Source organism: Brachyspira sp. (genome assembly GCF_029258575.1).
Lineage (GTDB): Bacteria > Spirochaetota > Brachyspiria > Brachyspirales > Brachyspiraceae > Brachyspira.
The window spans coordinates 1-25,738 of the sequence record NZ_JARHYI010000071.1; the positions used below are offsets into that span (position 1 = coordinate 1).

Annotated in this window: 23 protein-coding genes and 1 tRNA gene; 11 read left to right on the forward strand and 13 right to left on the reverse strand. The window is 27.2% G+C overall.

Annotated elements, in window-relative coordinates:
- From Q1J76_RS05825 to ligA, 4 genes are all read left to right on the forward strand, one after another.
- A partial coding sequence (locus tag Q1J76_RS05825; protein WP_300368176.1) for a GntP family permease occupies positions 1–1,329 on the forward strand: 1,329 nt, incomplete at its 5' end.
- A 33-nt stretch (positions 1,330–1,362) separates the two neighbouring features.
- Entirely contained in the window at positions 1,363–2,799 is a 1,437-nt protein-coding gene (locus Q1J76_RS05830) for a four-carbon acid sugar kinase family protein (protein ID WP_300368179.1), read from the forward strand.
- Positions 2,800–2,816: 17 nt separating this feature from the next.
- Positions 2,817–3,701, forward strand: coding sequence for an NAD(P)-binding domain-containing protein (locus tag Q1J76_RS05835; protein ID WP_300368181.1), 885 nt, complete (start codon positions 2,817–2,819; stop codon positions 3,699–3,701).
- 510 nt (positions 3,702–4,211) lie between these two features.
- The gene (gene ligA / locus Q1J76_RS05840; RefSeq protein ID WP_300368184.1) at positions 4,212–6,203 is read left to right on the forward strand and encodes an NAD-dependent DNA ligase LigA; all 1,992 of its coding nucleotides are present in this window, start codon (positions 4,212–4,214) and stop codon (positions 6,201–6,203) included.
- Between the two features lie 335 nt (positions 6,204–6,538).
- On the opposite strand, the gene Q1J76_RS05845 is transcribed toward ligA, so the two are convergent.
- A tRNA-Ala gene (locus Q1J76_RS05845) sits at positions 6,539–6,612 on the reverse strand.
- A gap of 100 nt (positions 6,613–6,712) precedes the next feature.
- On the opposite strand from Q1J76_RS05845, the gene trmD reads away from it, so the two are divergent.
- Both trmD and Q1J76_RS05855 read left to right on the forward strand, forming a co-directional pair.
- On the forward strand, positions 6,713–7,453 hold the full coding sequence (gene trmD, locus Q1J76_RS05850) for a tRNA (guanosine(37)-N1)-methyltransferase TrmD (RefSeq protein WP_300368187.1): 741 nt from the start codon (positions 6,713–6,715) through the stop codon (positions 7,451–7,453).
- 95 nt (positions 7,454–7,548) lie between these two features.
- On the forward strand, positions 7,549–8,040 hold the full coding sequence (locus Q1J76_RS05855) for a GNAT family N-acetyltransferase (protein WP_300368190.1): 492 nt from the start codon (positions 7,549–7,551) through the stop codon (positions 8,038–8,040).
- Between the two features lie 5 nt (positions 8,041–8,045).
- On the opposite strand, the gene Q1J76_RS05860 is transcribed toward Q1J76_RS05855, so the two are convergent.
- Positions 8,046–9,167 (reverse strand): hypothetical protein, encoded by a 1,122-nt coding sequence (locus Q1J76_RS05860; protein WP_300368193.1) that lies wholly within the window; start codon positions 9,165–9,167, stop codon positions 8,046–8,048.
- Positions 9,168–9,185: 18 nt separating this feature from the next.
- Positions 9,186–10,187, reverse strand: a complete 1,002-nt coding sequence (rfaE1, locus tag Q1J76_RS05865; protein ID WP_300368196.1) for a D-glycero-beta-D-manno-heptose-7-phosphate kinase — start codon at positions 10,185–10,187, stop codon at positions 9,186–9,188.
- A gap of 170 nt (positions 10,188–10,357) precedes the next feature.
- Between rfaE1 and lspA the strand changes: the two genes are divergently transcribed.
- Both lspA and Q1J76_RS05875 read left to right on the forward strand, forming a co-directional pair.
- Positions 10,358–10,924: a signal peptidase II gene (lspA, locus tag Q1J76_RS05870; protein WP_300368199.1), complete on the forward strand. Its 567-nt coding sequence runs from the start codon at positions 10,358–10,360 to the stop codon at positions 10,922–10,924.
- 2 nt (positions 10,925–10,926) lie between these two features.
- Positions 10,927–11,916, forward strand: coding sequence for an RluA family pseudouridine synthase (locus Q1J76_RS05875; protein ID WP_498034124.1), 990 nt, complete (start codon positions 10,927–10,929; stop codon positions 11,914–11,916).
- Positions 11,917–12,113: 197 nt separating this feature from the next.
- On the opposite strand, the gene Q1J76_RS05880 is transcribed toward Q1J76_RS05875, so the two are convergent.
- From Q1J76_RS05880 to Q1J76_RS05890, 3 genes are all read right to left on the reverse strand, one after another.
- The gene (locus tag Q1J76_RS05880; RefSeq protein ID WP_300368202.1) at positions 12,114–13,145 is read right to left on the reverse strand and encodes a pseudouridine synthase; all 1,032 of its coding nucleotides are present in this window, start codon (positions 13,143–13,145) and stop codon (positions 12,114–12,116) included.
- Positions 13,146–13,217: 72 nt separating this feature from the next.
- Complete coding sequence (locus tag Q1J76_RS05885; RefSeq protein ID WP_300368205.1) at positions 13,218–13,823, reverse strand: hypothetical protein; 606 nt, start codon at positions 13,821–13,823, stop codon at positions 13,218–13,220.
- 30 nt (positions 13,824–13,853) lie between these two features.
- A complete protein-coding gene (locus Q1J76_RS05890; protein WP_300368208.1) occupies positions 13,854–14,237 on the reverse strand; it encodes a hypothetical protein in 384 nt (127 codons plus the stop codon).
- Between the two features lie 471 nt (positions 14,238–14,708).
- Between Q1J76_RS05890 and serS the strand changes: the two genes are divergently transcribed.
- Positions 14,709–15,989: a serine--tRNA ligase gene (gene serS, locus Q1J76_RS05895; protein ID WP_300368211.1), complete on the forward strand. Its 1,281-nt coding sequence runs from the start codon at positions 14,709–14,711 to the stop codon at positions 15,987–15,989.
- Positions 15,989–16,321, forward strand: a complete 333-nt coding sequence (locus Q1J76_RS05900) for a competence protein TfoX (RefSeq protein ID WP_300368214.1) — start codon at positions 15,989–15,991, stop codon at positions 16,319–16,321. The genes serS and Q1J76_RS05900 overlap by 1 nt, the downstream gene beginning before the upstream one ends.
- A gap of 372 nt (positions 16,322–16,693) precedes the next feature.
- Here Q1J76_RS05900 and Q1J76_RS05905 read toward each other — a convergent pair whose 3' ends face one another.
- The 4 genes from Q1J76_RS05905 to Q1J76_RS05920 form a co-directional block, all read right to left on the reverse strand.
- On the reverse strand, positions 16,694–17,971 hold the full coding sequence (locus tag Q1J76_RS05905; protein ID WP_300368217.1) for an MATE family efflux transporter: 1,278 nt from the start codon (positions 17,969–17,971) through the stop codon (positions 16,694–16,696).
- Positions 17,972–19,032: 1,061 nt separating this feature from the next.
- Positions 19,033–20,319, reverse strand: coding sequence for a malic enzyme-like NAD(P)-binding protein (locus Q1J76_RS05910; RefSeq protein ID WP_300368220.1), 1,287 nt, complete (start codon positions 20,317–20,319; stop codon positions 19,033–19,035).
- Positions 20,320–20,367: 48 nt separating this feature from the next.
- A complete protein-coding gene (locus tag Q1J76_RS05915) occupies positions 20,368–21,645 on the reverse strand; it encodes a 2-hydroxycarboxylate transporter family protein (RefSeq protein ID WP_300368223.1) in 1,278 nt (425 codons plus the stop codon).
- A 142-nt stretch (positions 21,646–21,787) separates the two neighbouring features.
- Positions 21,788–22,774 carry an aldo/keto reductase gene (locus Q1J76_RS05920; RefSeq protein ID WP_300368226.1) on the reverse strand — a complete coding sequence of 329 codons (987 nt, stop codon included), beginning with the start codon at positions 22,772–22,774 and terminating at the stop codon, positions 21,788–21,790.
- Between the two features lie 157 nt (positions 22,775–22,931).
- Between Q1J76_RS05920 and Q1J76_RS05925 the strand changes: the two genes are divergently transcribed.
- Positions 22,932–23,456 carry a hypothetical protein gene (locus Q1J76_RS05925; RefSeq protein WP_300368229.1) on the forward strand — a complete coding sequence of 175 codons (525 nt, stop codon included), beginning with the start codon at positions 22,932–22,934 and terminating at the stop codon, positions 23,454–23,456.
- Positions 23,457–23,461: 5 nt separating this feature from the next.
- Here the strand turns inward: Q1J76_RS05925 and Q1J76_RS05930 are convergent, their stop codons facing one another.
- From Q1J76_RS05930 to Q1J76_RS05940, 3 genes are all read right to left on the reverse strand, one after another.
- A complete protein-coding gene (locus Q1J76_RS05930) occupies positions 23,462–23,881 on the reverse strand; it encodes a hypothetical protein (protein WP_300368232.1) in 420 nt (139 codons plus the stop codon).
- Positions 23,882–24,042: 161 nt separating this feature from the next.
- Complete coding sequence (locus tag Q1J76_RS05935) at positions 24,043–24,462, reverse strand: PepSY-like domain-containing protein (RefSeq protein ID WP_300368236.1); 420 nt, start codon at positions 24,460–24,462, stop codon at positions 24,043–24,045.
- A 69-nt stretch (positions 24,463–24,531) separates the two neighbouring features.
- Positions 24,532–25,638, reverse strand: a complete 1,107-nt coding sequence (locus tag Q1J76_RS05940; RefSeq protein WP_300368239.1) for a hypothetical protein — start codon at positions 25,636–25,638, stop codon at positions 24,532–24,534.
- Positions 25,639–25,738 lie beyond the last annotated feature (100 nt).

Here is a 25,738-nt window from a genome sequence, read left to right on the forward strand (position 1 = left end):
GTTATACTATTGATAGTGATGATAGTAAAGACTAAGATACATGCTTTTCCAGCACTTATATTAGCTGCTATCATTACAGGGTTAATAGGAGTAATGGGTACTGATGCCATAATAAAGGCTATAACAAGTGGATTTGGTAATACATTATCGAGTATTGGTATAATAATAGGTTTTGGCGTTATGATGGGACAAATATTTGAATTGTCTGGAGCAGCTGAAACTATGGCATTGACATTTGTAAAGATATTTGGTAAAAAACGTGAAGATATAGCATTGGCTATTACAGGTTGGGTTGTATCTATACCTATTTTCTGCGATAGTGGTTTTATACTTTTATCACCTATAGCAAAGGCGATATCAAGAAAAACATCTAAAAGTATATTTATATTAGGATATGCTTTAGCAGTTGGATTGGTAATAAGCCATCATATGATATTGCCTACACCAGGACCTCTTGCAGCTTCAGTAAATTATGGTGCTGATTTAGGATTATCTGTTTTAATGGGGGTAATTTTTTCTATTCCTATGCTTATAGGTACTTTGATATATACTAGATATGTAGGATCAAAAGTTTATCAGCTTCCTAGTGATGATGGCGGTTGGGTAAGACCTGCTGAGAAAATTAAAGAAGAAGATTTTGAATTAAAGCCTTCAAGAGATGATTTGCCTAATGCATTTTTCTCATTTATGCCTATATTATTACCTATCATTTTAATATTATTAGGTACTGTATTAGGAAATATATTATCAGAAGGAAATACTAATATTGTAATAGATATTTTAAAATTTATAGGTAATCCTGTAATAGCAGTAGGTATAGGATTATTGGTATGTATATTTACATTAACAAATAAAATGAACAGAACTGAAACTATAAAAGTAATGGAATTAGGTATAACAGGATGCGGTATAATTATTTTGGTTACTGGTGCGGGCGGATCATTCGGACAAATATTAAAAGATTCTGGAGTAGCTAATTCTATATCAGAATTAATAGCATCTACAAAAATACCTGCAATACTTATACCATTTATAATATCTACAGCTGTAAGATTTATAGCAGGTTCAGGTACAGTAGCTATAGTTACATCCAGCTCTATATGTGCTCCTCTTTTGAATCAATTAGGCATTAATCCAGTATTAGGAACTATGGCTTCTTGCTCTGGTGCTTTATTCTTCAGTTATTTTAATGATTCATATTTCTGGGTTATTAATAGAACATTGGGCGTTGAGGATATTAAAGAGCAAATTAGGCATTGGTCTTGTAATACAACTGTAGCATGGGCTATTGGACTTGTTATGCTATTGATATGTGATATTTTCATTTAAAAATTAATATATAAAAAATTAAAAGGAAAATATATGGAAAAATTATCTATAGATATATTAGAAAAATATCAGAATAAAGATGAAAATAATATCAAAACAATTAATGATAAACTAAATGATATTTTTTCTACATTTGATAAAAAAATAATAGTATTAGATGATGATCCTACAGGGGTTCAAACTGTACATAATATAAGTGTATATACAAATTGGAATATAGAAAATATAGAAAAAGGGTTTAATGAAAGTAATTCTATGTTTTTTATATTAACCAATTCCAGAAGTTTCTCTAAATCTCAAACTATAGAAGTACATACAGAGATAACTGAAAATATAATAAAAGTATCTAAAAAATTAAATAAGGATTTTATTATAATTTTGAGAGGGGATTCTACATTAAGAGGACATTATCCTGAAGAAACAGAAACTATAGCTAAAGTTCTTGAGAAAAATAATATTAAAGTAGATGGAGAAGTGATAATACCTTTCTTTTTGGAGGGAGGAAGATATACCATAGATAATATACATTATGTACAGGAAGGAGATTACTTAGTCCCTGCTGGAGATACGGAATTTGCTTTGGATAAAACTTTTGGTTATAAAGAATCTGATTTATGCAAATGGATTGAGGAAAAAACAAATGGTAAATTTAAAAAGGAAAATGTAAAAGCTATATCGATAGAAGATGAAAATAAAATGAATATAGAGCATATAACTGATATATTAAAATCATGTAATAACTTTGATAAGGTTATAGTGAACTCTACATCTTATTTTAATATAAAAGTTTTCACATTATCTTTATTGAATGCCATTTTAGATGGGAAGAGATTTGTTTATAGAACGGCTGCTGCTTTTACTAAAGTTGTTGGAAATGTATCTAATAAGAATTTATTGAAGAAAGAAGAGCTTATAGATAAAAATACTAATAATGGCGGAATAATAATTATTGGTTCTCATGTTAATAAAACAAGTTTGCAGCTTGAAAAACTTAAAGAGATAAAAGAATGTATAGAATATATAGAGTTTAATCAGCATTTAGTATTGGAAGAAGGCGGACTTGAAAGAGAGGTTGACAGAGTTATCAATATTACTAATAATTATATAGAAAATGGAAAGAGTGTTGTAATATATACTAATAGAAAAAGACTAGATATAAATACTGGAAATAAGGAAGATGAATTGAAAATAGCTTCACAAATATCTCATTCTTTAACTTCTATATTTTCTAATTTGAAATCTAAACCTAGTTTTATTATTGCTAAAGGAGGAATTACCTCAAGTAGTATAGGAGTAGATGGTTTAAAAGTGAAATGTGCAAAAGTGGCAGGACAAATATATCCTGGAATACCTGTATGGATAACTGATGATACAAGCAAATTTCCTAATATGCCTTATATTATATTCCCTGGAAATGTTGGTAAAGATGATACTTTGAAACTAATAGTTGGGGAGTTGATAAAAAAATAGATTAAAGGAGATATATAATGTCTAAAAATATTGGTTTTATAGGTCTTGGCATAATGGGTAAACATATGTCAAGCAATTTAATAAAAAAAGGATATAATCTCATTGTATATGATAAAGTAGAAGAAGCTATAAAAAATTTAGAAAAACTCGGAGCTAAAGGTGCTAAATCTTCAAAAGAGGTTGCTAAAGAATGCGATTTGGTTTTTATGATAGTTCCAGATTCATCTCATAGTATCGATGTTATATTTGGAAAGGATGGGTTAATTGATGAATTAAAAAAAGGTTCTGCAATTGTGGATATGAGTTCTATATCTCCATTTTATTCAAAAGAGATTGGTAAAAAATGTGAAGATGCTGGAGTTAATTATGTTGATGCACCAGTGAGCGGAGGAGAACCTAAGGCTATAACTGGAGAATTATCATTTATGGTTGGTGCTAAAGAAAGTGTATTTAATGATGTGAAAGAATATTTGGAATGTATGGGTAAAAATATTACTTTAGTCGGAGATATAGGAAGTGGAACAGGAACCAAACTTGCAAATCAGATTATAGTAAATTTAAATATAGCTGCTTTATCTGAAGCTATGATAATTACAAAAAGTCTAAATATAGATCCTTCTAAAATGTTAAAAGCAATTACAGGAGGATTGGCAGATAGTTCTGTACTTCAGGCAAAAGCTCCTATGATGATAGAACATAATTTCAAGCCCGGCGGAAGAATAGATATTAATAAAAAAGATATTAAAAATGTACTTGAAACTTCTCATAATTTAAATATTTCTTTGCCTCTTACATCTTTATTATATGAAATATTCCAAAGCTTAAGTAAATTGAATAAAGAAAAAGAAGATCATAGTGCTATATTAAATTTCTATGAGCATATAAACAATATGGATAAATAAAACATATTAAAAAAATTCTTCTATTGTAGAAATTATATTTTTATAATAGAAGAAGTTTATCGTTTCAAAAATAAAATTAATTTTCTATTTAAAAGATTTTTACAAAGCTTAAGAATTAGAAAAAGAAATACAAGAACTTTTAGCTGTATAGGTTACATTAAAAATATACTTGCTAACATTCAAAAACAAAATATTTCAGATGAAGAATATGGGAAATTAAAATCTGAATCTTTAGAAAATTTTGAAAAAGCATACAAAATAGCTAATGATAAATTAAAACCGAAAATGGAAAAGTACTTGATAAAGCTTGCAAAAGAAAATGACAATGTAGGTATAGAGTTCTGTACTAAAAATGGTATTGATTATAGTAAATAATTGATTTTTTAATTAGTTTTTTTGAAACTTTTTAGGCAAAAAAAAGTTGATATAAAATATATTTTTATTAAAATAATCAAAATATATTTAGATAATTATAAAACTATAAATTAAATATTTTTATAAAGGAAAACTATGAATATAGAAGAAGCTAAACTAAAGATTGAACAATTAACAGAAACTATTAATTACCATAATAAACTTTATTATACAAATGATAATCCTGAAATAGAAGACTATGAATATGATAAACTTTTTAGGGAATTAGAAAATCTTGAAAGGGAGTTTCCAGAACTAAAAAAAGATAATAGTCCTACAAATAAAGTAGGGGGAGTAATACTAGAAAAGTTTGAGAAATTTGAACACCCTATTGCAATGTATTCTCTTTCAAATGTTATGAATGAAGAGGAGTTTTGGGATTTTGATAATAGAATGCAAAAGGAGCTTAACACTAGCAATATTAAATATACTGTGGAGAATAAATTTGATGGACTTGCTTTAGAGCTTATATATGATAAAGGAAAACTTACAGTTGCAAGTACAAGAGGGGACGGACAGATTGGTGAGAATGTTACTAATAATGTTAAAATGATGAGCAATGTACCTAAAAGCATAAAAGAAAAAAAGAAACTTATTATAAGGGGTGAAGCTTTAATAACAAAAAAAGATTTTGAGGCTTTAAATAAAGAAAGAGAGGAACTTGAAGAAATACCTTTTGCCAATGCAAGAAATGCTGCTGCTGGTGGACTTAGACAATTAGATAGTTCAGAAAGTAAGAAAAGAAGATTAAAATTTTTTGCTTATCAAATAGCCAATTATAAAGATTTTGATTTGACTAATGAATATAAATCTATGGAATTCCTATCCGATTTAGGTTTTACTGTAGAGGGTGTTCATGGAAATATTGATGCAAAGAAGGTATTAGAAACCTACTATAATATACAAGAAAATAGAAGCAAAATGGATTATGAGATTGACGGACTTGTTATAAAGGTTGATGATGTTAAGTATCAGGAGAAATTAGGATTTTTATCGCGTGCTCCTAGATTTGCCGTTGCTTTTAAATTCAAACCTGAAGAAAAAGAAACCATTCTAAAAAATATTGAAGTTCAAGTTGGACGTACTGGTGCAATGACTCCTGTTGCGAAATTAGAGCCTGTACAGGTTGGAGGGGTTACCGTTTCTAATGTTACGCTTCATAATCCTAATGAAATAAAGTCAAAGGATATAAGAATAGGAGATACTGTTGTAGTTATACGCTCAGGAGATGTTATACCAAAAATTACTAGAGTGGTATTAGAAAAGCGTCCTTCTGACAGCAAACCTTTTGAGTTTCCAAATAAATGTCCTGTATGCGGAGGAGATACTGCTATAACTGATGGTGATGTTATTGTGCGATGCCTTAATGAAGAATGTCCTAGTAAGATTACAAGATATATAGAATATTTTGTTTCAAAACCTGCTATGAATATGGACGGTATAGGAAAGGAATGGATTGCCGCATTTACTAAAAGTGGACTTGTTAAAAATCCTGCCGACCTTTATAAAATCAAAAGAGAAGATTTATTTAAGTTTGATAGAATGGGAGAGAAACTTGCTGATAATATGCTTAAATCTATTGAAGATAGTAAAAATACTACTTTAAAAAGATTTATATATGCATTGGGTATGCGTCAGGTTGGAGAAACTACTGCTGACTTGCTTGCTAAATATTTTACATCAATAGGTAATTTTAAGAAAGCTACTATTGAAGATTTAGAAAATATTGAAGGTATAGGAGAGATAAGTGCTAAAAGTATACATGATTTTCTTAATAGTGAAAATTCATTGAAGTTAATAGACGATTTGCTTTTAGCTGGTGTTAATCCCGTATTTGAAAAACTTTTAATTGTAGAATCTCCTCTCACTGGAAAGAATGTAGTAATAACAGGCTCAATAGAAGGTTTTACAAGAACTTCTGCAAAAGAAACTGCCGAGAGATTAGGGGCAAATGTTCAGTCTTCTGTATCAAAGAATACTGACATTTTAATTGTAGGGGAGAAGGCTGGAAGCAAATTAAAAAAGGCTCAAGATTTAGGTATTCAAATAATGGAAGCTGATGAGTTTATAAAGCTTGCTAATGGGTAATACTTAAAATATTAAATTATAAATATATAAAGGCTGTGAATATCTTTTTTTACAGTCTTTATTTTTTGCCTTTTATATAAAAATATTCTATTTATTATTGATGTTTTATTTGTATATAATATTGATGCTGCAATATCTTGTATGCTATAATTGATGGTATTTTTGTATTTTGTAATTTTAAGAGTTATTTTTGCTACCCACCAAAGTTTTTTAAAATTTATTGTCTATTTAGCATATGCAGAATGAGGTTAAAAATATATTATTTATTTGAAATAAAAATTTTTTTTATTTTAGAAATTTTATTAAACTTGCGTAAAATATAGATGAAGTTAATTTGGAGATAATGGGGCTCGAACCCACGACCCTCACAATGCCATTGTGATGCTCTCCCAAACTGAGCTATATCCCCTTAATAATTTTGAACATTCTAAATGATTTTTAATCAAAAGTCAAATCTATATTTGGAAGTAAATACTTGATATATGGCTTTTATATAGTATAATGCTAAAATGATAATAGATATCCTCACGCTTTTTCCAAAATTTTATGAAAGCCCTATCTCTATGGGTATTATCAATATGGCTATTAATGAAAAGAAAATTAATTTAAATATTGAAGATATGAGATTATACGGAGAAGGCAATTATAAAAAATGCGATGATTATCCATACGGAGGTGGACCTGGTATGATTATGACTTATAATATATTCAAGAAATATTTTGAAAGTCATAAAAAAGGATACACTATTATTTTTTCACCGTCAGGAAAAACTCTTACTCAAAAAAAGATAAGGGAATTATCTAGTAAAGAACATATCACTATGATACTAGGGCATTATGAGGGAATAGATTATAGAGTTGAAGAAAAATATGCAGATGAGGCAGTAAGTATAGGAGATTATGTTTTAAGCGGTGGAGAGATACCTGCACTTTTATTGTTGGATGCTGTGTCAAGATATAAAGGTGTCATGAATAATGATGAGTCTGTAATAAGCGATACTTTTGAAGAGAATAGTAGCGGACTTTTAGAGTATGAACAATATACAAGACCTCCTGAAATAGATGGTATGAAGGTGCCTGATATTTTGCTTTCTGGAAATCATAAAAATATTGATGAGTATAGAAGAAAAAGAAGCATTATAAAAACTTTTGAAAATAGAGCTGATTTATTTTCAAAAATCAATCTTAGTAAAAAAGATGTAGAAGCTATTTTTTATTATTTAAAAGAAAATAATAATTTGAAATATTAGAATTAAAATAAAGAAACGATAGTAAGTTTGCTCTCTAGCTTATTATAGGGACACCAAATGGGCATAACAATAATAAAGAATAATGGAGTAATGAAATGCATATAAGAAAAACTACAGTTAATGATATTGAAAAAATTTTAGAAATTTTTGATTATGCTATAAAGTTTATGGCAGAAAATAATAATCCAAATCAATGGGTAAATGGATATCCTAATAGAGAATATGTTGAAATAGATATACAAAATGACAGTAGCTATGTATGCATAGATGATAATGGAGATATAGTAGGTACATTTTCTTTTATGATAGGGGAAGATGAAAATTATGATGAAATATATGATGGTAATTGGCTTAATGATGATGAATACGGCACAATACATAGAATAGCAGTAATGGGCGGAAGAAAAGGAGTTGCCTCTTTCTGTCTTAAATTTTGTTTAGAAATATGCGGTAATATAAGAGTAGATACTTATAAAGATAATATACCTATGCTTAATTTCCTCAAAAAAGAAGGTTTTGAACAATGCGGTACTATTATATTAAAAATGAATGGAGATAATAGAATAGCATTTCAAAAAAGTATTTAAAATATTTAATAGTTATGAAACTTTATTACTCTATTTTCTACCATAAATCCATAAATAGAATCATCAAACATATGTATTCCTCTTAATTTGTTAAATCCATCTGTCCCTAAATATTCTTTAATATGATTCTGTGAGAGAAAAGGATTTGTCCGTATAAAGAAATACATTCCATTATCCATTCCTGTATATGTAACTCTACCTGTGCTTGACATTCCTACTGCCAAAGAATTATCGCGGTTTGGTATTTTATAAGATGATTGTAAATCAAAATTATCCAATCTACTTGTATATACAATATCTTCCTGATGCTTTCCTTCTACTATATTCATTGTGAGTATTGCAAGTACTTCTCTCTCCGCTACATAAACACAATCTACTATTTCTCTATATGACATTTTATTTGTATCCATATATTCTACTTCTTTAAGAGAATATCTATTTTCCATTTTTCCGCTATTCATATCATATATATCAAGTATTGGTATTCTTTCTTTATCTCTTTTTAATATAGCAAATTTATCATTAGTTAATGTTAATAGCTTTACTATAGATTCATATTCATTATCTATAATTGTATCTATACTGTATAATGTTTTTCCTTCAGGAGAAATTTTATTTAAAGAAACAAGTCCTACTTTAGTGTAGTTGGTATTAGTTACTTTAACTGTATATGTTTCTATACGAGGAGCATCATCTCCCTCTGTAGAAGGACTTTCTGAGGGTAATGACATCATAACATTACTTACAACAACATCTCCTACATATCTTAAATTATATCCAGTTATATATACATTAGAATTTGAATCTATAAGTGATATTTTTGAAGTTTCAAGATTTTTATATTCTAAAGGAAAATATTTTATATTACTTCCAGAAGCTATTACCATTCTTGAATTATACAAATCTAATGCATAAACAGTATCATTTTTAATTCTATAAAAATCTCCAAAATAATATTCATTATCTACTTTATATATTTTAGGACTATCCAAATCTACAAATTCATTACTATAAATTCCTATATCATTTCCCAAATCAAATTGAGTAACGACTTTAGCAGGTACTATTAAAGGTTTAGGCAAACATGAAACAATAAATAATAGTAGTATCAGTAATTTTCTCTTCATAAAAATAAAACACCTAATTTATAAAGCATTGATTAATTCTTTTAAAGTCAAAGTAGAAGTTCCTCTTTTACCTACAACAACTCCAGCAGCAGCATTTGCAATCTCAGAAGATTCTTTAAATGATAATCCCACCGATAAGCACATAGCAAGTACCGATATAACAGTATCTCCAGCTCCTGAAACATCAAATACGCTTTTTGCCTTTGTAGGTATTATATATGGACTGTTTTTAGTTTTTATGTCTTTGTCAAATAAAGCCATTCCATTTGCCCCTAATGTTATCATTAATTTTGCTAAATTTAATTTTTTTATGATATTCTCTCCCAAAACTTTTATTGCTTTTTCATCAAATTCATAAAAAGGAAATTTACTTTCAGCTCCTTCAACTGCCTCTTTCAAATTAGGAGTCATTAAAGTAGCTCTCTTATAAAAAGAAAAATGTTTTATTGCAGGGTCAATTAATACAGGCTTATTTTTTTTATTACATATATCTATTATTTTTTTAGCTAATGAACTTGTTATAATCCCTTTTGCATAATCACTTATTATAACAACATTATAATCATTAACATTTTCTATAAATATTTTTTCCATTTTTTTTGTGATAGCTGAAGAAAAAGGAACAGTATCCTCTTCATCTATACGAACTATTTGCTGAATACCAGCTACTATTCTAGTTTTTGTGATAGTAGATCGGCTTTCATCTATTATTATTCCTTTTGAAGTTATATTGGAGTAGTTTAGATTATCCATTATAATATCTGCTGATTTATCTTTTCCAATAACCCCTATCATCAATATATTGTCATTATTATTATTTCCAAGTAAAGCCGCCATATTTCTAGCGACATTTCCAGCCCCTCCCAAATAATTCTCTTCATGATTTACATGAAGTACAGGTACTGGAGCTTCTGGAGATATTCTTATTACATCCCCATATGTAAATCTGTCAAGCATTAAATCGCCTATTACTAGAACTTTTGCATTTATTATTTTTTGTGCTTTATCTTTTAAGTCCATATAATTCCTATAATTTATTTCTTTTTCAATTATAACATAAATTACAAAAAAAAGTAAATGTATATGCATTATAAAAATGGCTTGTAATTTTTAGAAATATAAATTATTATCATTATAAAATAAGCATTATTATAAAAAATATCAAATTAATTTAAGAGATGAAATAGAGTATGATAAAATTAAATTCTATTATAGAAGAAATAAAAATAAAAAAAGTATATTTTTTAATATCTATATTAATTTTTGTAGTTGATACAGTATCTAAATATTTTATAGATAAATATCTTCAGGAAATTGTTATTAAAAGAGTGATAGGTGATATGCTTGTATTTGTTTATACAAGAAATTACGGAGTATCATTCGGATTTTTAAATAATGTTCCTGAAACTATTCAGCATATAATACCAGAATTATTAAAAGTTGTAGTATTTTTTGCTATGATAATAGTATTTTTTATAATGATTTCTATTAATGTGAAAAAACAAAAATTATCTATGATAGGATTTACTATGGTATTAGGCGGTGCTATGGGGAATTTAGTTGATAGAATTATGAGAGGATATGTAACAGATTTTATCAGTATGGGCTTTAATGAAACTATAAGATTTCCATATAACTACAATATAGCCGATGCTTCTATTACTATAGGTATATGTATTATTGCTATAGGAGTTTTCTTATTTAAAGAAGATTTTGATAAAAAGAAAATTGATAATGGTAAAGAAGAAAATCTTTAATAATGAAGTTAAATAATTATATGAGTGAAGATTTTGAAAATAATGATGATTTATTAGGAGATGATGAAATTGATTTATCAGATGAAAATAAAAAATCATTTATTATTAATGAAGATGATATAAATAAAAGACTTGATATATTTATAAGCGAAAAATTAAATATTACAAGAAGTCAGGTAAAAAATTATATAACTTCTATAACCGTTAATGATATAGAAAAAAAATTATCTTATTCTCTAAAATTAAAAGATAAAATAATAATAGATTTAAATGCCCTATCAAAAGAAGAATCAGATATAGAAAATCCTATACCTGAAGATATTGATTTAGATATAGTTTATGAAGATAAATATTTGCTTGTAATAAATAAACCTGCTGGTATGAGCGTTCATTGTTCGCCTTCTGAAATGACTGGAACTTTGGTTAATGCCCTTCTTTATAATATAAAAGATTTCGATTTTGTTGGCAATAAGAGCAGGGCTGGAATTATACATAGACTCGATAAAGATACTTCAGGACTTATGATAGTTGGCAAAAATTCTAATATAGTATCAAGTATTCAAGAGCAGTTTAAAAACAGAACCATAAAGAAAATTTATCATGCTATAGTTATAGGATTATTGAAAGATAATTGTATGGAGATAAATTTACCTATAGGAAGGCATCATCTATACAGAAAAAAAATGACTGTAAGAGATGATGGAAAAGAGGCACTTACTTATATTAAAGTTTTAAAAAGATTCAAAAGTCATACACTTGCAGAAATTAATTTAAAAACAGGAAGAACACATCAAATAAGGGTTCATTCATCGTATAGAGGGTTTCCTGTAGCTGGAGATAAAATATATTCAAAAAGTTTTAATAAATATTCAGGACTTATGCTTAATGCCAAAAAAATAGAATTTATTCATCCTATAACAAAAGAAGTATTGGAATTTGAGATAGATTATCCCAATTATTTAAAAAATTTTCTATATTCTGATAATATATAAAAATATGTGTATTTTTTTATTTAAATGACATTTTTGTCATAATTATAAATTAATAATAGATATAACAACTATTGACAGCGATATCAAAAAACTTATTAATTTTAAAGGGCTTAATATAATCGGATGTAATATTCATTATCTTCCTAAAGAAATATTTAATTAAAAAAATTTAAAAATTTATACTTAAATAATATACTTTATCTTTTTTTTGAAGTTTTATTTCTTTTTTGATTATTATTAGATTTGCTTATTTTATTTTGAAATGTATTTGTTTTTTTTACAGATAATCTTTTTTTCTTTGGTTTAGCTTTTGCCCATTTAGATTTATCATATTTTTTTTCTTTTTTCTCTTCTCTTTCTTTATTTTCTTTATTGTTTTCTTCATAAGTATTTTCTAAAATATTATCTTCATTATAATTATTATCTATATCATCATAATCATCAATATTGGCAAATATATTTTCTATATCTTTTAATTTTTTATTTTTCTGATTAAAAAAGAATTCTATTTCCTTTTTAGTTAAATTCCGAATATGTCCTGCTTCTAAAGTACCTGAAGTTTCATCATATTTACCGACACATCCTACAGATATTCTTTCCAAATCTATAACTTTATATCCAAGATAATCAAATATCTTTCTTATCTCTCTATTTTTACCTTCATTGATAGTAAGACGAATTTTACTTTGAACTCTTCCTTTAGATAGAATTTTAAATTTGAAAGGAGAGTATGAAACATTTTTGATGGTAATTCCTTTACTTGCATTCAAAAGCGATTGTGAATCTATTTTGCCATTTACTGTAACATCATAAACTTTTAATATTTCATAAGAAGGATGCGTAATAATATTTGCAAACTCCCCATCATTTGTAATTATCATTATTCCTCTTGATTCAGAGTCTAGTCTTCCAGCATAGAATAGTCTTTCTTTTATACCTTTAAAAAATTCAGTGATTATTCTTCTTCCTGGTAAATATTTAGTAGTACTTACAACTCCAAGAGGTTTGTATAATGCCATATATCTTTTAGTTTGTCTTTCTATTAATTGTCTGTCTATAGAAACGCAATCTTCTTCTTTTACTCTGTATGCTGGATCCAATATTACTTGATTATTTACTCTAACTCTTCCAGATATTATTGCTTTTTCGCAGTTTCTTCTGCTTGCAAAACCAGATTCTAATATTATCTTTACTAATCTTACCGCTTCTTCATTTTTTTGTTTTTTCATTTTTTTAATGCTCTCTGAAATTTTAATGAAATTTATAATATACTAAATTCATTACTTTGTCAAAGATATATTTTATCTTCTTCTTCTAGTGGAAGGGCGTCTGAAAGTAGATTTTTTTCTTGTTGAGCTTCCAGAACTTGGTTTAAATAAAGTTCTTCTTTTTGTGGTAGAATTATTATCTACAGTTGTTTTTTTAGTTGTATTTCTATCATCGTAATAATTTCTATTAATAGTTCTTCTGCTGCCATAATCATCATAATATACTGGTCTTCTGCTTTCCATTAGATTCATAAGCATCCAATAAGTAAAAAAACTGTTTCCAAATCCGCTATTATTTGCCACTCTCTGGGCTTTTTCAGGAGATATATATTCTATAAAATTAGTATATTTAGTAAAACTATTTGTAGGTATTGGAACATTGAATTCATATTTTCCCGCATCAAACATCATAGGTCCTATTTGCAACATAGAAGTATTAACTATAACATCATCATCATTCATAAACTGCGAAACTAAAAATATATTTTCTGACTGTCTACCTGATTTTTTAGCTTCAACAACTACTTTTATATTATCATTTTCTTTATTTGCTGATAAAACATTAAAATATGATTTTCCAGATGAAGAGCATGAAATAAATACAAAACTTAAAAATAATAAAATATAAACTTTGTTCATGATAATAAATACCTCAATAATAAATAAAATTTATTTAGTCCAAATTAGTATAAGAAGTTTTTTTATAGATATTTCTAATTCCATAAAATTATCAGATAATGTTTTTCTTTCACTTTTTATGAGTAATTTTTGATATAGTATTTCATTAAGGAGATAAACCAAAAAATCTTCAACACTTGAATAAACTTCTCCGACACTTTCAGAAGTATAGAATACTATTTTCTTATTATCTTTTAATTCATTTACAACAGCATTTCTAATTCTTATTTTTTCATTATCATCTAAATCATATATATGATCTTCTAACTCTTCTTTGTTTTTTAAAATTTCAAATTGGAAATCATCTTCATACATAGCTTTTAATTCTGAAGATTTTATCATGTTAAAATATTTTTCTACTTCATCTAATATCATATACCCCCCTAGTTGTTTTTTATTATAACTTATATTTATGCTATGTCAATAGTACATAAAAATAGGCAGAAAATTAACTTATACCTATTTTTTATTAATGATAATATCTAAGTTAAAGAGTTTTCATTTTTATTATAAATTGAATTTAGATATTTCTTATACATTTTTTTAACGCACGGATAATGAAGCTTTTTCCATTGTTTAAATTATAATTTCAATGTAGCTTATATTTTTGATTTCGTTTTGCGTGCGTTTTAATAAGCAATAAATTTAAAAAAACTTGGGTGGGTGTTAAAATACATATTTAAACAAAAAGAAAATAAAAAGCATGTATATGAATTAAGGTAAAAAATATATAGGGCGGGCATATATAAAATAGTATTTGATTAGTATAAAATTTAATAAAATTCAATTTACTATTTTTAAATAAGTTGTATAATTTATTTAAATTTTTATTTAAGGATTTTTATCATGATAGATGTAAAATTAATAAGAGAAAATATAGAATTAGTAGAGAAGAATTTACAAAAGAGAAGAAGTAAAGTTTCACTTGATAAATTAAAATCATTAGAGCATGAGAGACTTAATTTATTAAAAGAAGTTGAGCAGGATAGGGCAAAAAAGAATGAATCTTCTAAAAAAATCGGCGAATGTATGAAGTCTGGCAATAAAGAAGAGGCTGAGCAAATTAAAGAAGAGATGAAATTATTTACAGAATCCTTAAATAAAAAAGAAGAAAAATTATCAGAGCTTGAAGAAGCTGTTAATAATGAAATATTATATCTTCCTAATATGCTTTCAGAAGATGTACCAGATGGAGATGATGAGCATGCGAATAAAGAGATTATAAGATGGGGAGAGCCTCGTAAATTTGATTTTGAAGTGAAAGATCATGTTGATGTAGCTTTGGGACTTGATATACTTGATATTGAAAGAGCAGTGAGAATGGCAAGAACGCGTTTTTCTCTTATGAAAGGAAAAGGGGCTGCTTTAGAGAGAGCATTAATTAATTTTATGCTTAAAAAACATACTACAGAGCATGGATATACTGAATATATACCCCCTATGCTTGTTAATGGAAGAACTATGACTGGAACTGGTCAGCTTCCTAAATTTGAAGAAGATTTATTCAAAACTACAGATGATCCTGCATTATATCTTATACCTACAGCAGAAGTGCCTTTAACTAATATTTACAGAGAAGAAATTATTCCAGAAAATATGCTTCCTATATATGCTACTGCTTATACTCCATGTTTCCGTTCTGAGGCTGGTTCTTATGGTAAGGACATGAGAGGACTTATAAGACAGCATCAATTTGACAAAGTTGAGCTAGTTAAAGTATGTGCTGCCGACAAATCAAAAGAAGAGCATGAAAAAATGCTCAAAGATGCTGAAAGTATTTTACAGGCTTTGGAGCTTCCTTATAGAGTAGTTGTTCTTTCTTCAGGTGATATAGGAAATGCTGCTTATAAAACTTTTGATATAGAGGTTTGGCTTCCTTCTCAGAACACTTACAGAGAGATTTCAAGTGTCAGCAACTGCTGGGATTATCAGGCAAGAAGAATGCAGATGAGAACTAGAAGAAACGGTAAAACAGAATTAGTACATACTCTAAACGGTTCAGGAATAGCTGTTGGAAGAACTTGGATTGCCATACTTGAGAATTATCAGCAGGCAGACGGAAGCGTTATGATTCCTGAAGCTTTAAGACCGTTTACTGGTTTTGATAAAATAGAAAAGGTTAATTAATGCCGTCATCTAAAGAATTCCTTAATTTAGTATTAAACAAACTAGATTCTTTAGATGATATTGATTATAAACAGATGATGGGTGAATACATAATCTATTATAAGAAAAAAATAACATCTTATGTATGCGATAATCATCTTTTTATAAAGCTTACTGATAAGGCAAAAACTTTAATAAAAGATTATATATTAAAGCCGCCTTATGAGAATGCTAAAGATATGATATTTATAGAAGATATTAATAAATATGATAATGATTTCTTTGGGCATTTATTCAAAGAGATTTATGATGAGCTTCCTTCTATAAAGAAAAAGAAAAAAGCTAAAAAATAAATAAAAACATTAAAGTGCATATCTTAATTTAAGGTCTGCACTTTTTTATTGCATTAAAAACTATAATAAATTTATAATACACTAAACGCACGGTTAATGAAATTTTATAAATAATTTAAATTAACATTCAAAACAAACTTATATTTTAAATGTCATTCTGCGTGCGGTGATGATGCAATAAATTTAAAAGAAACTTGGGTGGGTGCTATAATAACAGCTACAAGTAAAAGAAAATATAATGCAGAAATGACAAATGAAATTAACAAATTTAAGAGGGTGGGCAATGTGATTAAAATTTTAATTTAACATATAAAAGATAAATACAAGCGTATATGCATGCAAAAACATATACGCTTTCAAACCTATATATTTTTAATATTTATTTAATTTATATTTTCTTATAAACATTAAAAAGTAAATCATACCTATAACTGATGGCATAACACTTGATACAGCCATAGAAATATATATGCCTATAAAACCAATACTAATTTCTAATATCATAGATAATATCACTTTACAAATAATTGAATCTATAAAAGAATTAATAAAAGCTAAATATGATTTTTGAATTCCTATTAAAAAGCTGTCAAGCATATACATAATAGCATATGTTATACAATTAAATGAAGCACATACTCTTAGATAAAATATAATATCATTTATAGTTTTATCATTGCCATTATAAAATATAGATATAATGTTTTTAGCAAATATATGTATAAATACAACAGCAGTCATAGTAATAGAAATATTAAAAAATAAAGCAAATATAACAGTATTCTTTATTTTTATATAATCTTTTTCTCCAATGCTTTTTGAAACCAATATACTTAAAGCTTCACCTATAGACCATGATATCATACCAATAAAAGTATTGATTTTAAGCCCTATAGTAAAACCTGCTATCACATCATATTTATTCATCATTATATTGATAATAAAAAAAGAGATATTTATAATAAGCATTTGAAATATGCATGGAAAAGATACATTTATCAATTCCTTTATTATCTTTATATCTATACTAAAAAATATATTCTTTCTTATGAAATATAATGATAATAAAAAACTTAAAACCTGAGATATCACAGTAGCAAAAGCAGCACCTTTTACTGATAATTTTAATATATATACAAATAAAAAGTCTAATAGTATATTAGTTATTGAAGCAATAATTATAAAGCATAATGATATATTTTCTTTTCCGCTTGATTTTATTACTGATGATATAGAACTGTATAAGAAAATAAAAAACACACCGAAAAAAATTATTCTAATATAGTCATAAGCATAATTGAAAGTCTCTTTTGGCACATTCATAAATATTAATATATGTTTGGAGAATATTATACCAGATACTGAAATTATTATAGAAAATAAGGCTGATAAAAATAATAAAGCTGTAATACTTTGCTGATATTTTATAGTATCATTAGCCCCTCTATATTTAGAAATTATAATAGAGCCTCCTATTGATAACCCTAAAGATACAGAAGTTATAATAAACATAAGTGAAGAAGCATTTCCTAATGCTACAACACCATAATCTCCAACTATATGCGAAATAAATATTATATCTATAATACTATATAGATATTGAAGTATATTTGAAATAAATAGTATAAATGAAAATTTTATTAAATACATGAAACTTTCCTTGAATTAACATTAAAGACATAATGCATACTAAATGAAGTGAAAATCTATAAAGAGCTATAGAATAATGTTTCTTTAGTATGCCCCAAACAATAAATAAAAAATATTGCTGGAGCTTTATTCAATAACAAGTTTCATATTTAAATATTATTTCTATTTTTGTTTAATGTCAATAATATTGTTAGATTAACCGCATGGTAAGTAAAATTTTATAAATAATTTGGATATGAATTGATAATTATGCTATATTATAAATTTTGCTATTCGTGCGTTGAATAAGCAGTAAATTTAAAAAAATCTAGGGTGGGTGCTATAAATTCAGTTTAAGTATTTAAGGAAATAAAAAATATAAATGCATATTTTATTATTAAGGAAATAGGGTGGGAATTAGAATAGTTTTTTATGCATATATTATTTGAAGCACCCAATTTATTTTTTATTTAGTTATATATCAGAATATAAATAGTTCTTGATATTAAGATAAAATATGAAAAAATCTTATCTATTTTTATGGTAACATTAATATTAATTAGTTTGCCATCATGCAGTAATGCAAAACTGACAGATACAAAACAAAATTTTGAGAGTTATATATTAAATGATAATGTAACTCTTGAAAAAGAAAATATAAAAATTAATTTGTCGTATTTTTGTGAGTTTTGATTAAGTTCGATTTAATATTGTTAGAAAATTATTTAATGCATGGTAACTTTAATTATATATACAAATTATAAAATATTAATAAATTTAAAAATTGATTTTCACTCCCCGCCCTTTATTCTTTTTTGTTTTACTATTAATGTCTTCTTTAATTATCCCTACTGTCTAATTATAAATTTCTGCACCCGCCCAAGTTTTTTTAAAATTTTCTATGCAATCAACGCACGCAGAATTCAATTATTAAATATAAATTTGTTTAGAATTTTAATTGTAATAATATATAAGAGTACATTTACCGTGCGTTAAAAAAACTAGCAAATGAACAATAAATAAAAAAGCTCTGCCTATACAAAAAATATAAGCAAAGCCTAAATTATTAGAAAATCAGGAAATTATTCCCAATATTTTTTCATTCTTTCTGTCAAAGAAGCCTTGTACTTTTCAAAATCAGTAATAGGCTCTTTAGCAAGTCCCTCATCGCATGCCGCCTTAGCAACAGCAGGAGAAACCCACTCAATAACCCTAGGATCAAAAGGCTTAGGTACTATATAATTTTTACCATATTCAAAAGTTTTGTTTCCGTATGCTTTGAAAACTTCTTCAGGTACTTTCTCTTTAGCAAGAGCAGCTAATGCCAATGAAGCCGCCATCTTCATACCTTCGGATATAGCTTTTGCTTTCACATCTAAAGCACCTCTGAATATGAAAGGAAAACCTAAAACATTGTTAATCTGATTAGGATAATCGCTTCTTCCTGTAGCCATAATCAAATCATCTCTTATCGCTATAGCCTTCTCATATTGTATTTCAGGATTAGGATTAGCCATAGCAAATATTATAGGATTTTTAGCCATAGATTTTACCATATCTTCAGTAACACAGTCAGCAACAGAAAGCCCTGCAAATACATTAGCTCCTTTTATTGCTTCTTCTAAATTTTTAACTTTTGCATCTGTAGCAAATTCTCTTTTCTCTTTAGTAACAGACTCTATTCTGTCTTTAGTGATAACACCTTTACTGTCGCACATAATAATATTTTCTCTAGGTACTCCTAATGCTGCAAACATCTTAGCACATGAAATACCAGCAGACCCAGCACCATTAAATACTATTCTAGCATCTTTTCTATTTATACCCGCAATATCAAGAGCATTTATCAAAGCGGCAGAACATATTATAGCAGTACCATGCTGATCATCATGAAAAACAGGTATATCACATTTTTCTATAAGAGTTTTTTCTATCTTGAAGCATTCAGGAGCTTTAATATCCTCAAGATTAACTCCTCCGAAAGTAGGCTCTAATGCCTTAACTATATCTATAATTTTGTCAGGGTCTTTTTCATTTATCTCTATATCAAATACATCTATATCCGCAAAACGTTTGAATAATATTCCCTTTCCCTCCATAACAGGCTTGGAAGCTAAAGCACCTCTGTCACCCAAACCAAGTATAGCAGTACCGTTTGAAATAACAGCTACCAAATTTCCTTTAGAAGTATATTTATATGCTTCATTTGGATTTTCAGCTATTTCAAGTACTGGCTTAGCAACACCAGGAGTATATGCCAAAGATAAATCATCAGCAGTTTTGCAAGGTTTTGTAGCTATTACTTCTATTTTACCAGCTTTACCTTTGGAATGATACTCCAAAGCTTTTATTTTTAATTCGTCTGTCATTTATTAAAACTCCTTATAAAATAATTTGTATATCAATATTTTAATATTCTAAATGAAAAATTCCAATATTGCAGTTGCTAATAATATTATGAAAGCTCCTCCTATTCTTGAAGAAACCTGAGCAAAAGGCATTAACCCCATTCTATGACAAGCAGATAAAACAGCAACATCTCCTGTACCACCCATATTTGCCATACATAAACCGCCTGTTATAGCAGCTTCTATAGGATAGAATCCTAAGAACTTTCCAGCTATTCCTGCACCTAATATAGCACCTATAACAGTTAATATTACTAATATTATATATTTGATACTTAAAGCACCTATTAAAGCTCCTATATCTAAATAAGCAATACCTATACCTACAAGCAATGCCGCTGTGAAGTTTCCTGCTACAATTCTATACCATTCACTACATATAGCAGAATATTTTTCAGGAATGAGATTTAAAGCTTTAACTATTGCAACAGATATAATCATTAAAGCATAATTGTGTATAGGTATGAACTTGGATAATATTAAACCAAAAGTAAAGAAAGCACATGATATAGCAATACCTATTCCAACACTTTTAAGGCTTATTCTATCATTTCCTGTTTCATTTACTTCGCTTAAGTCCTGTCCTACTAACAATCTTCCTTCACCTGAAAGATTAGGGAATTTATTTCCCACTATATTGAGAAGTCCAGCAGCAATAATAGCAACAGCATTACCTAAAGATACAGCAGGAAGCATAACAGATATGATTTGTGCAGGATCTTCATTTAAAGCATTACCGAATATTTTAGAAAGAGGGACAGCACCTGCACCTGTACCGCCTCCCATTATAGGTAATCCGATATATAAAATAGCTTGCTGAATACTATAACCCATTATTAAACCGCCTATAGCTACAAGAATCAGTGCCATTAAAGTAGAAGCTAATATTAAAGGTAGGTATTTTAAAAATGCTTTTATTAAGAAGTTTCTATTCATACCGAATATACTTCCACATATTAAAGCAGCAATATAAAAGTCTAAAAATCCACCGCCTTTCATAAATGTATCTATATTTTTTAAAGTTGCTTCAGGAAGTGCTTTGAAATATACTAAGAATCCGCCTGCAAAAATAGCGACTATTGCCCCACCACCTAAGAAATCTTTTATTATAGGTGTCTTGTTTCCTATCTCATCAAATACAGCACCTAACACTAATATAGAACCTAAAGCTCCTATCATACCATTTGGCAGTTTGCCAATAAAAGCAGCTACTAAATAAATAGCTAATAAGATTAGGAAATAGTACCATTCTATTTCCATAATTTTATAAGTTTTTTTTGTCTCCATTTATTATATCCTCCTAACTTTTGATAATATATATAAGTATATGAAAATATAATCCTAAGTCAATAAACTTGTAATATCATATCATATTTATTGTGAAATATATTATTATCAGAAGATATATTGTGCAAAATAAAATTCTATATTATAAACTAATATCATCTATTATTTTCAATTCTTCATCAGTAAATGGCATTTTATTTATAATTTTTAAATTTTCTATTATTTGACTAGACTTTGAAGCTCCTATTAATACGCTTGTAACCTCTTCGTCTTTCAAAACCCATCTTAAAGACATTTGTGCTAAAGTTTCGCCTCTTTCTTTTGCCAAATCATTAAGACTTTTAATCTGTTTTAAACTTTTTTTATTTATGGCATCTTTCTTTAAATATCTTCCATCTGCTGCTATTCTACTGTCTGAAGGAATACCATTTAAATATTTCTCAGTTAATAATCCCTGAGCTAATGGACTGAATGCTATTATACCTTTTCCTAACTTTTTAGCCTTTAATTTAAGTCCGTTATTTTCTATAGTTCTGTCTAATATTGAATATCTGTTTTGATTGATAATGAAAGGAACATTCGATAAATATAATAATTTAGATGCTTTCTCCATAGTATGTCCGTCATAATTAGAAAGCCCTACATATAAAGCTTTACCGCTTTTTACTATTCTAGTTAATGCTTCAATAGTTTCTTCAATAGGCGTTTCAGGATCCATTCTATGATGATAAAATATATCAACATATTCTAAATTAAGCCTTTTTAAACTCTGATTAATACTTGCTATCAAATACTTCTTGCTTCCCCAATTGCCATAAGGACCATCCCACATATCATATCCTGCTTTAGTGCTTATTATAAGTTCATCTCTGTATCTATTAAGTCCGTAATTTAATATTTTAGCCATACTTTTTTCAGCAGATCCATAAGGAGGTCCGTAATTATTAGCCAAATCAAAATGAGTTATACCATTATCAAAAGCAGTTTTTATCATATCTTTCATATTATGATAATCACAATTTTCCCCAAAATTATGCCAAAGTCCGAGTGATATTATGGGAAGCTTTAATCCGCTTTTACCACATCTATTATATACAATATTATCATATCTATTTTCAGAAATTTTCATTTTTTACCTTCTTTATTTTATAATAACTATTTATTAGTATAGATTTATTATAATTTTATTCAAGTATAATATGTAAAAATTATTTTAATATTACTAAAATAATTTCCGATAGTTATAATAATAGATAATTTTATATTTAGGAATTTACGGAGGAATGATGTTAAAAAAAGTTTTGATGACAGTTAGTTTGATTTGTATGCTGATGGGCTGTGCAACTGTAAAACCTAAAAATGATAATGTTAGAAAAGATGATAATGAAGATAAAAAAGAGACTATAACTAGAGAAGATCTTCCAAAAATGAAGGTTACAGTTTATGGAGCTGATAAGGAAGTTCAGGCTGTAGAAATTAATGATAAAGTTTACTATGTTATAGGTGGCAAAGATGTTGAAGAGATGTCAGAAGATGATATAAAACGAGCCTCTTTAGTAGCACCTTTGAAAGTAACAGAAGAAACAGTTAATGGATCTAGAGGTATAGTTATTACATATTATGATGTTAAAATATTTCTAGGAAGAAGATTTGGTGTAGGAACTACGGTAGGAATATTCGAGCCTCAGAAAAATGCTTGGACTACGGGTAATGATATAGATAGAAGTTTATCTATACAAATAAGACTTTCAAGAAATATAGCAGGTCCTATAGATATTAAAAGAGGAAGTATCTCTTTAGCATTTAATTAAAATAATTATTTATTAGTGTATAATTTATATAATTCAGTTGAAACTATATCTATAGTATATTGGGTTTTATTCATTTCAAATGCATATAAATCCCATCTATACTGATCTAATATTTGGAATTGTATTATATATTCATTAGTACCATATCTTGCCACTATATCTATATATCTTTTATAATCATCTTCAGATATAAAATCCTGCCATTCAACAGAATTGAAAGATGATATAAGATTTTCTATTGTGATGTTAGGATATGAAGTAAATGAGCTTTTTTTAATTAGGTTAATAGCATCAAAATTTCGGCTTTTAATATCCACATTTTCATTGGTTTCTACTATATTTAATCTATATTGTTTGCTTTCTTGTTTTTCTTGGCATGATATAATCAATAATAGGATTATTATTATAGTTAAAATTTTATGCATATTAAAGCCCTATAATTAGTTTTATATATTATCGGTCAAAGATTTTTATTATTGAATTATCAATTTTTTTCAATAAATTGGAATATGAAATTTCGTATAAAAAAAGAACAAATAAAAATTATATTTATTTGTTCTTTATTCAATTTATATAACTTTTATATTTAATCTCTTCCGCCTTTTGTTATATTTCCATCAAAATCAACGGTTATTTTATGCCTGCTTTTGAATTGAATTTTATATTCCTTACGTTTTTTTTGAATATATACAACTTTTTCATTAGGAAATTCTTTTTTTACAATATTTTTTATCTTATCTTCTATATAATCTATAGATATTTCATCTCCTGATCCACTTATAGTTCTCCATTCACCATATGAATTAACATATATCCTCAATCCACCTTTAAATATTAATGTATAAGTACCGCCTGTTTCTGATGCCCTGTATAAATAATGATCTGAAAAATATTTATCTGCAAAATCTATAGCAGATTTAGGCACTTCGCTTAATGCTATAGAAGAGGCGTATGAGTATATTGATAATATAAATAAAGCAGATATTATATATAGATATTTTTTCATTTTATTAACCCTATAATAAATAATAATTATTTTTTATATTATATATCATAAATAAAATATGACAAGTTATTAAAATACCACATTTCCAGCAATATAATATCTTCCATCGGTAGCACCTTGAAAACCTACATTAAATTCAGCAGGACCAGCTTTGAATTTACCAAATATAGCATATTCTAAATAAGCTTTTGTCTGTTTATCTTTTATATGTATCATCTCTCTTAAAGCAATATTAAGCATATACCATTCAAAACCTTGCTCAAGGCGTATATAATGAGCATCATTTTCTCTCCAAGTATACTCAGCAATAGCATTAATCCAAATAGTTTCATTCATAAGAGGGAATCTAAATGTAGCTGAAGTTTGTACCAATGAATCAAATAAATCAATATGATAGTTTTGTGGATCTTTTCTATTTTCATGTTCGTATAAAAATCTAAATTCTATATTAGGTATATTGAATCTAAATAAAAATGCTTTAGGTATGCTATGTCTGAAATCTCCTTGTGAATATGCTATTTCATAATGATTTCCTATAAAACCAACTCTTATACCTGGACCGTTTAATACTTGAGGTATATAATAATCTGGAGTATCAATATTAGCAGGGTTTAGAGTAGTGTCATAATAATGAGGCATTAACATAAAAGTAGTGGTGTTTATATCAAAAGTAGCTCTTCCTCTTGCAGAAACTAAAAATCTATCAACAAATATAGCCTGTACTCCTCCATCATAAATACCAGCATTTCCCTTAATATATCCATAATCTTCATATGGTTCATGAGTATCAAAATATCCGTATGCTGTTATAAATCCTGTAAATTGTATATAATTATTATGAAAAGTTTGTCCAATAGTTGCAAATGTATCTCTCATATTAAATGTGTTTGTAAGTATGGCATATGAGAATGTTGTAGTTAAATGAAATTCTATTGGGTACTTTTGAAAGAAACTTAAATTTTCATCATTTGTGTTTGGAAGTTTCCTTTTATAATCATCTCTAAAATAATCGGGTTTGATGTATTGAGGAAGTTCATTATTTCCTTCTCTTCCTATAAACATATCAAATGCATTAGGAAGTTTAGGCATTATTGCATTTGTATATTTTTCTTGGGCATTTAATATGTTTCCATATATTAATATGCTAAATAAGATTAAAAAAATTATCTTTTTCATAAGCGTATATTTCCAGAATTTTTTATATAAAATATTTAAAGCAAAAAAAGGACACTAATCCATAATAATTAGTGTCCTAATATTTTTATTGATAAATTTA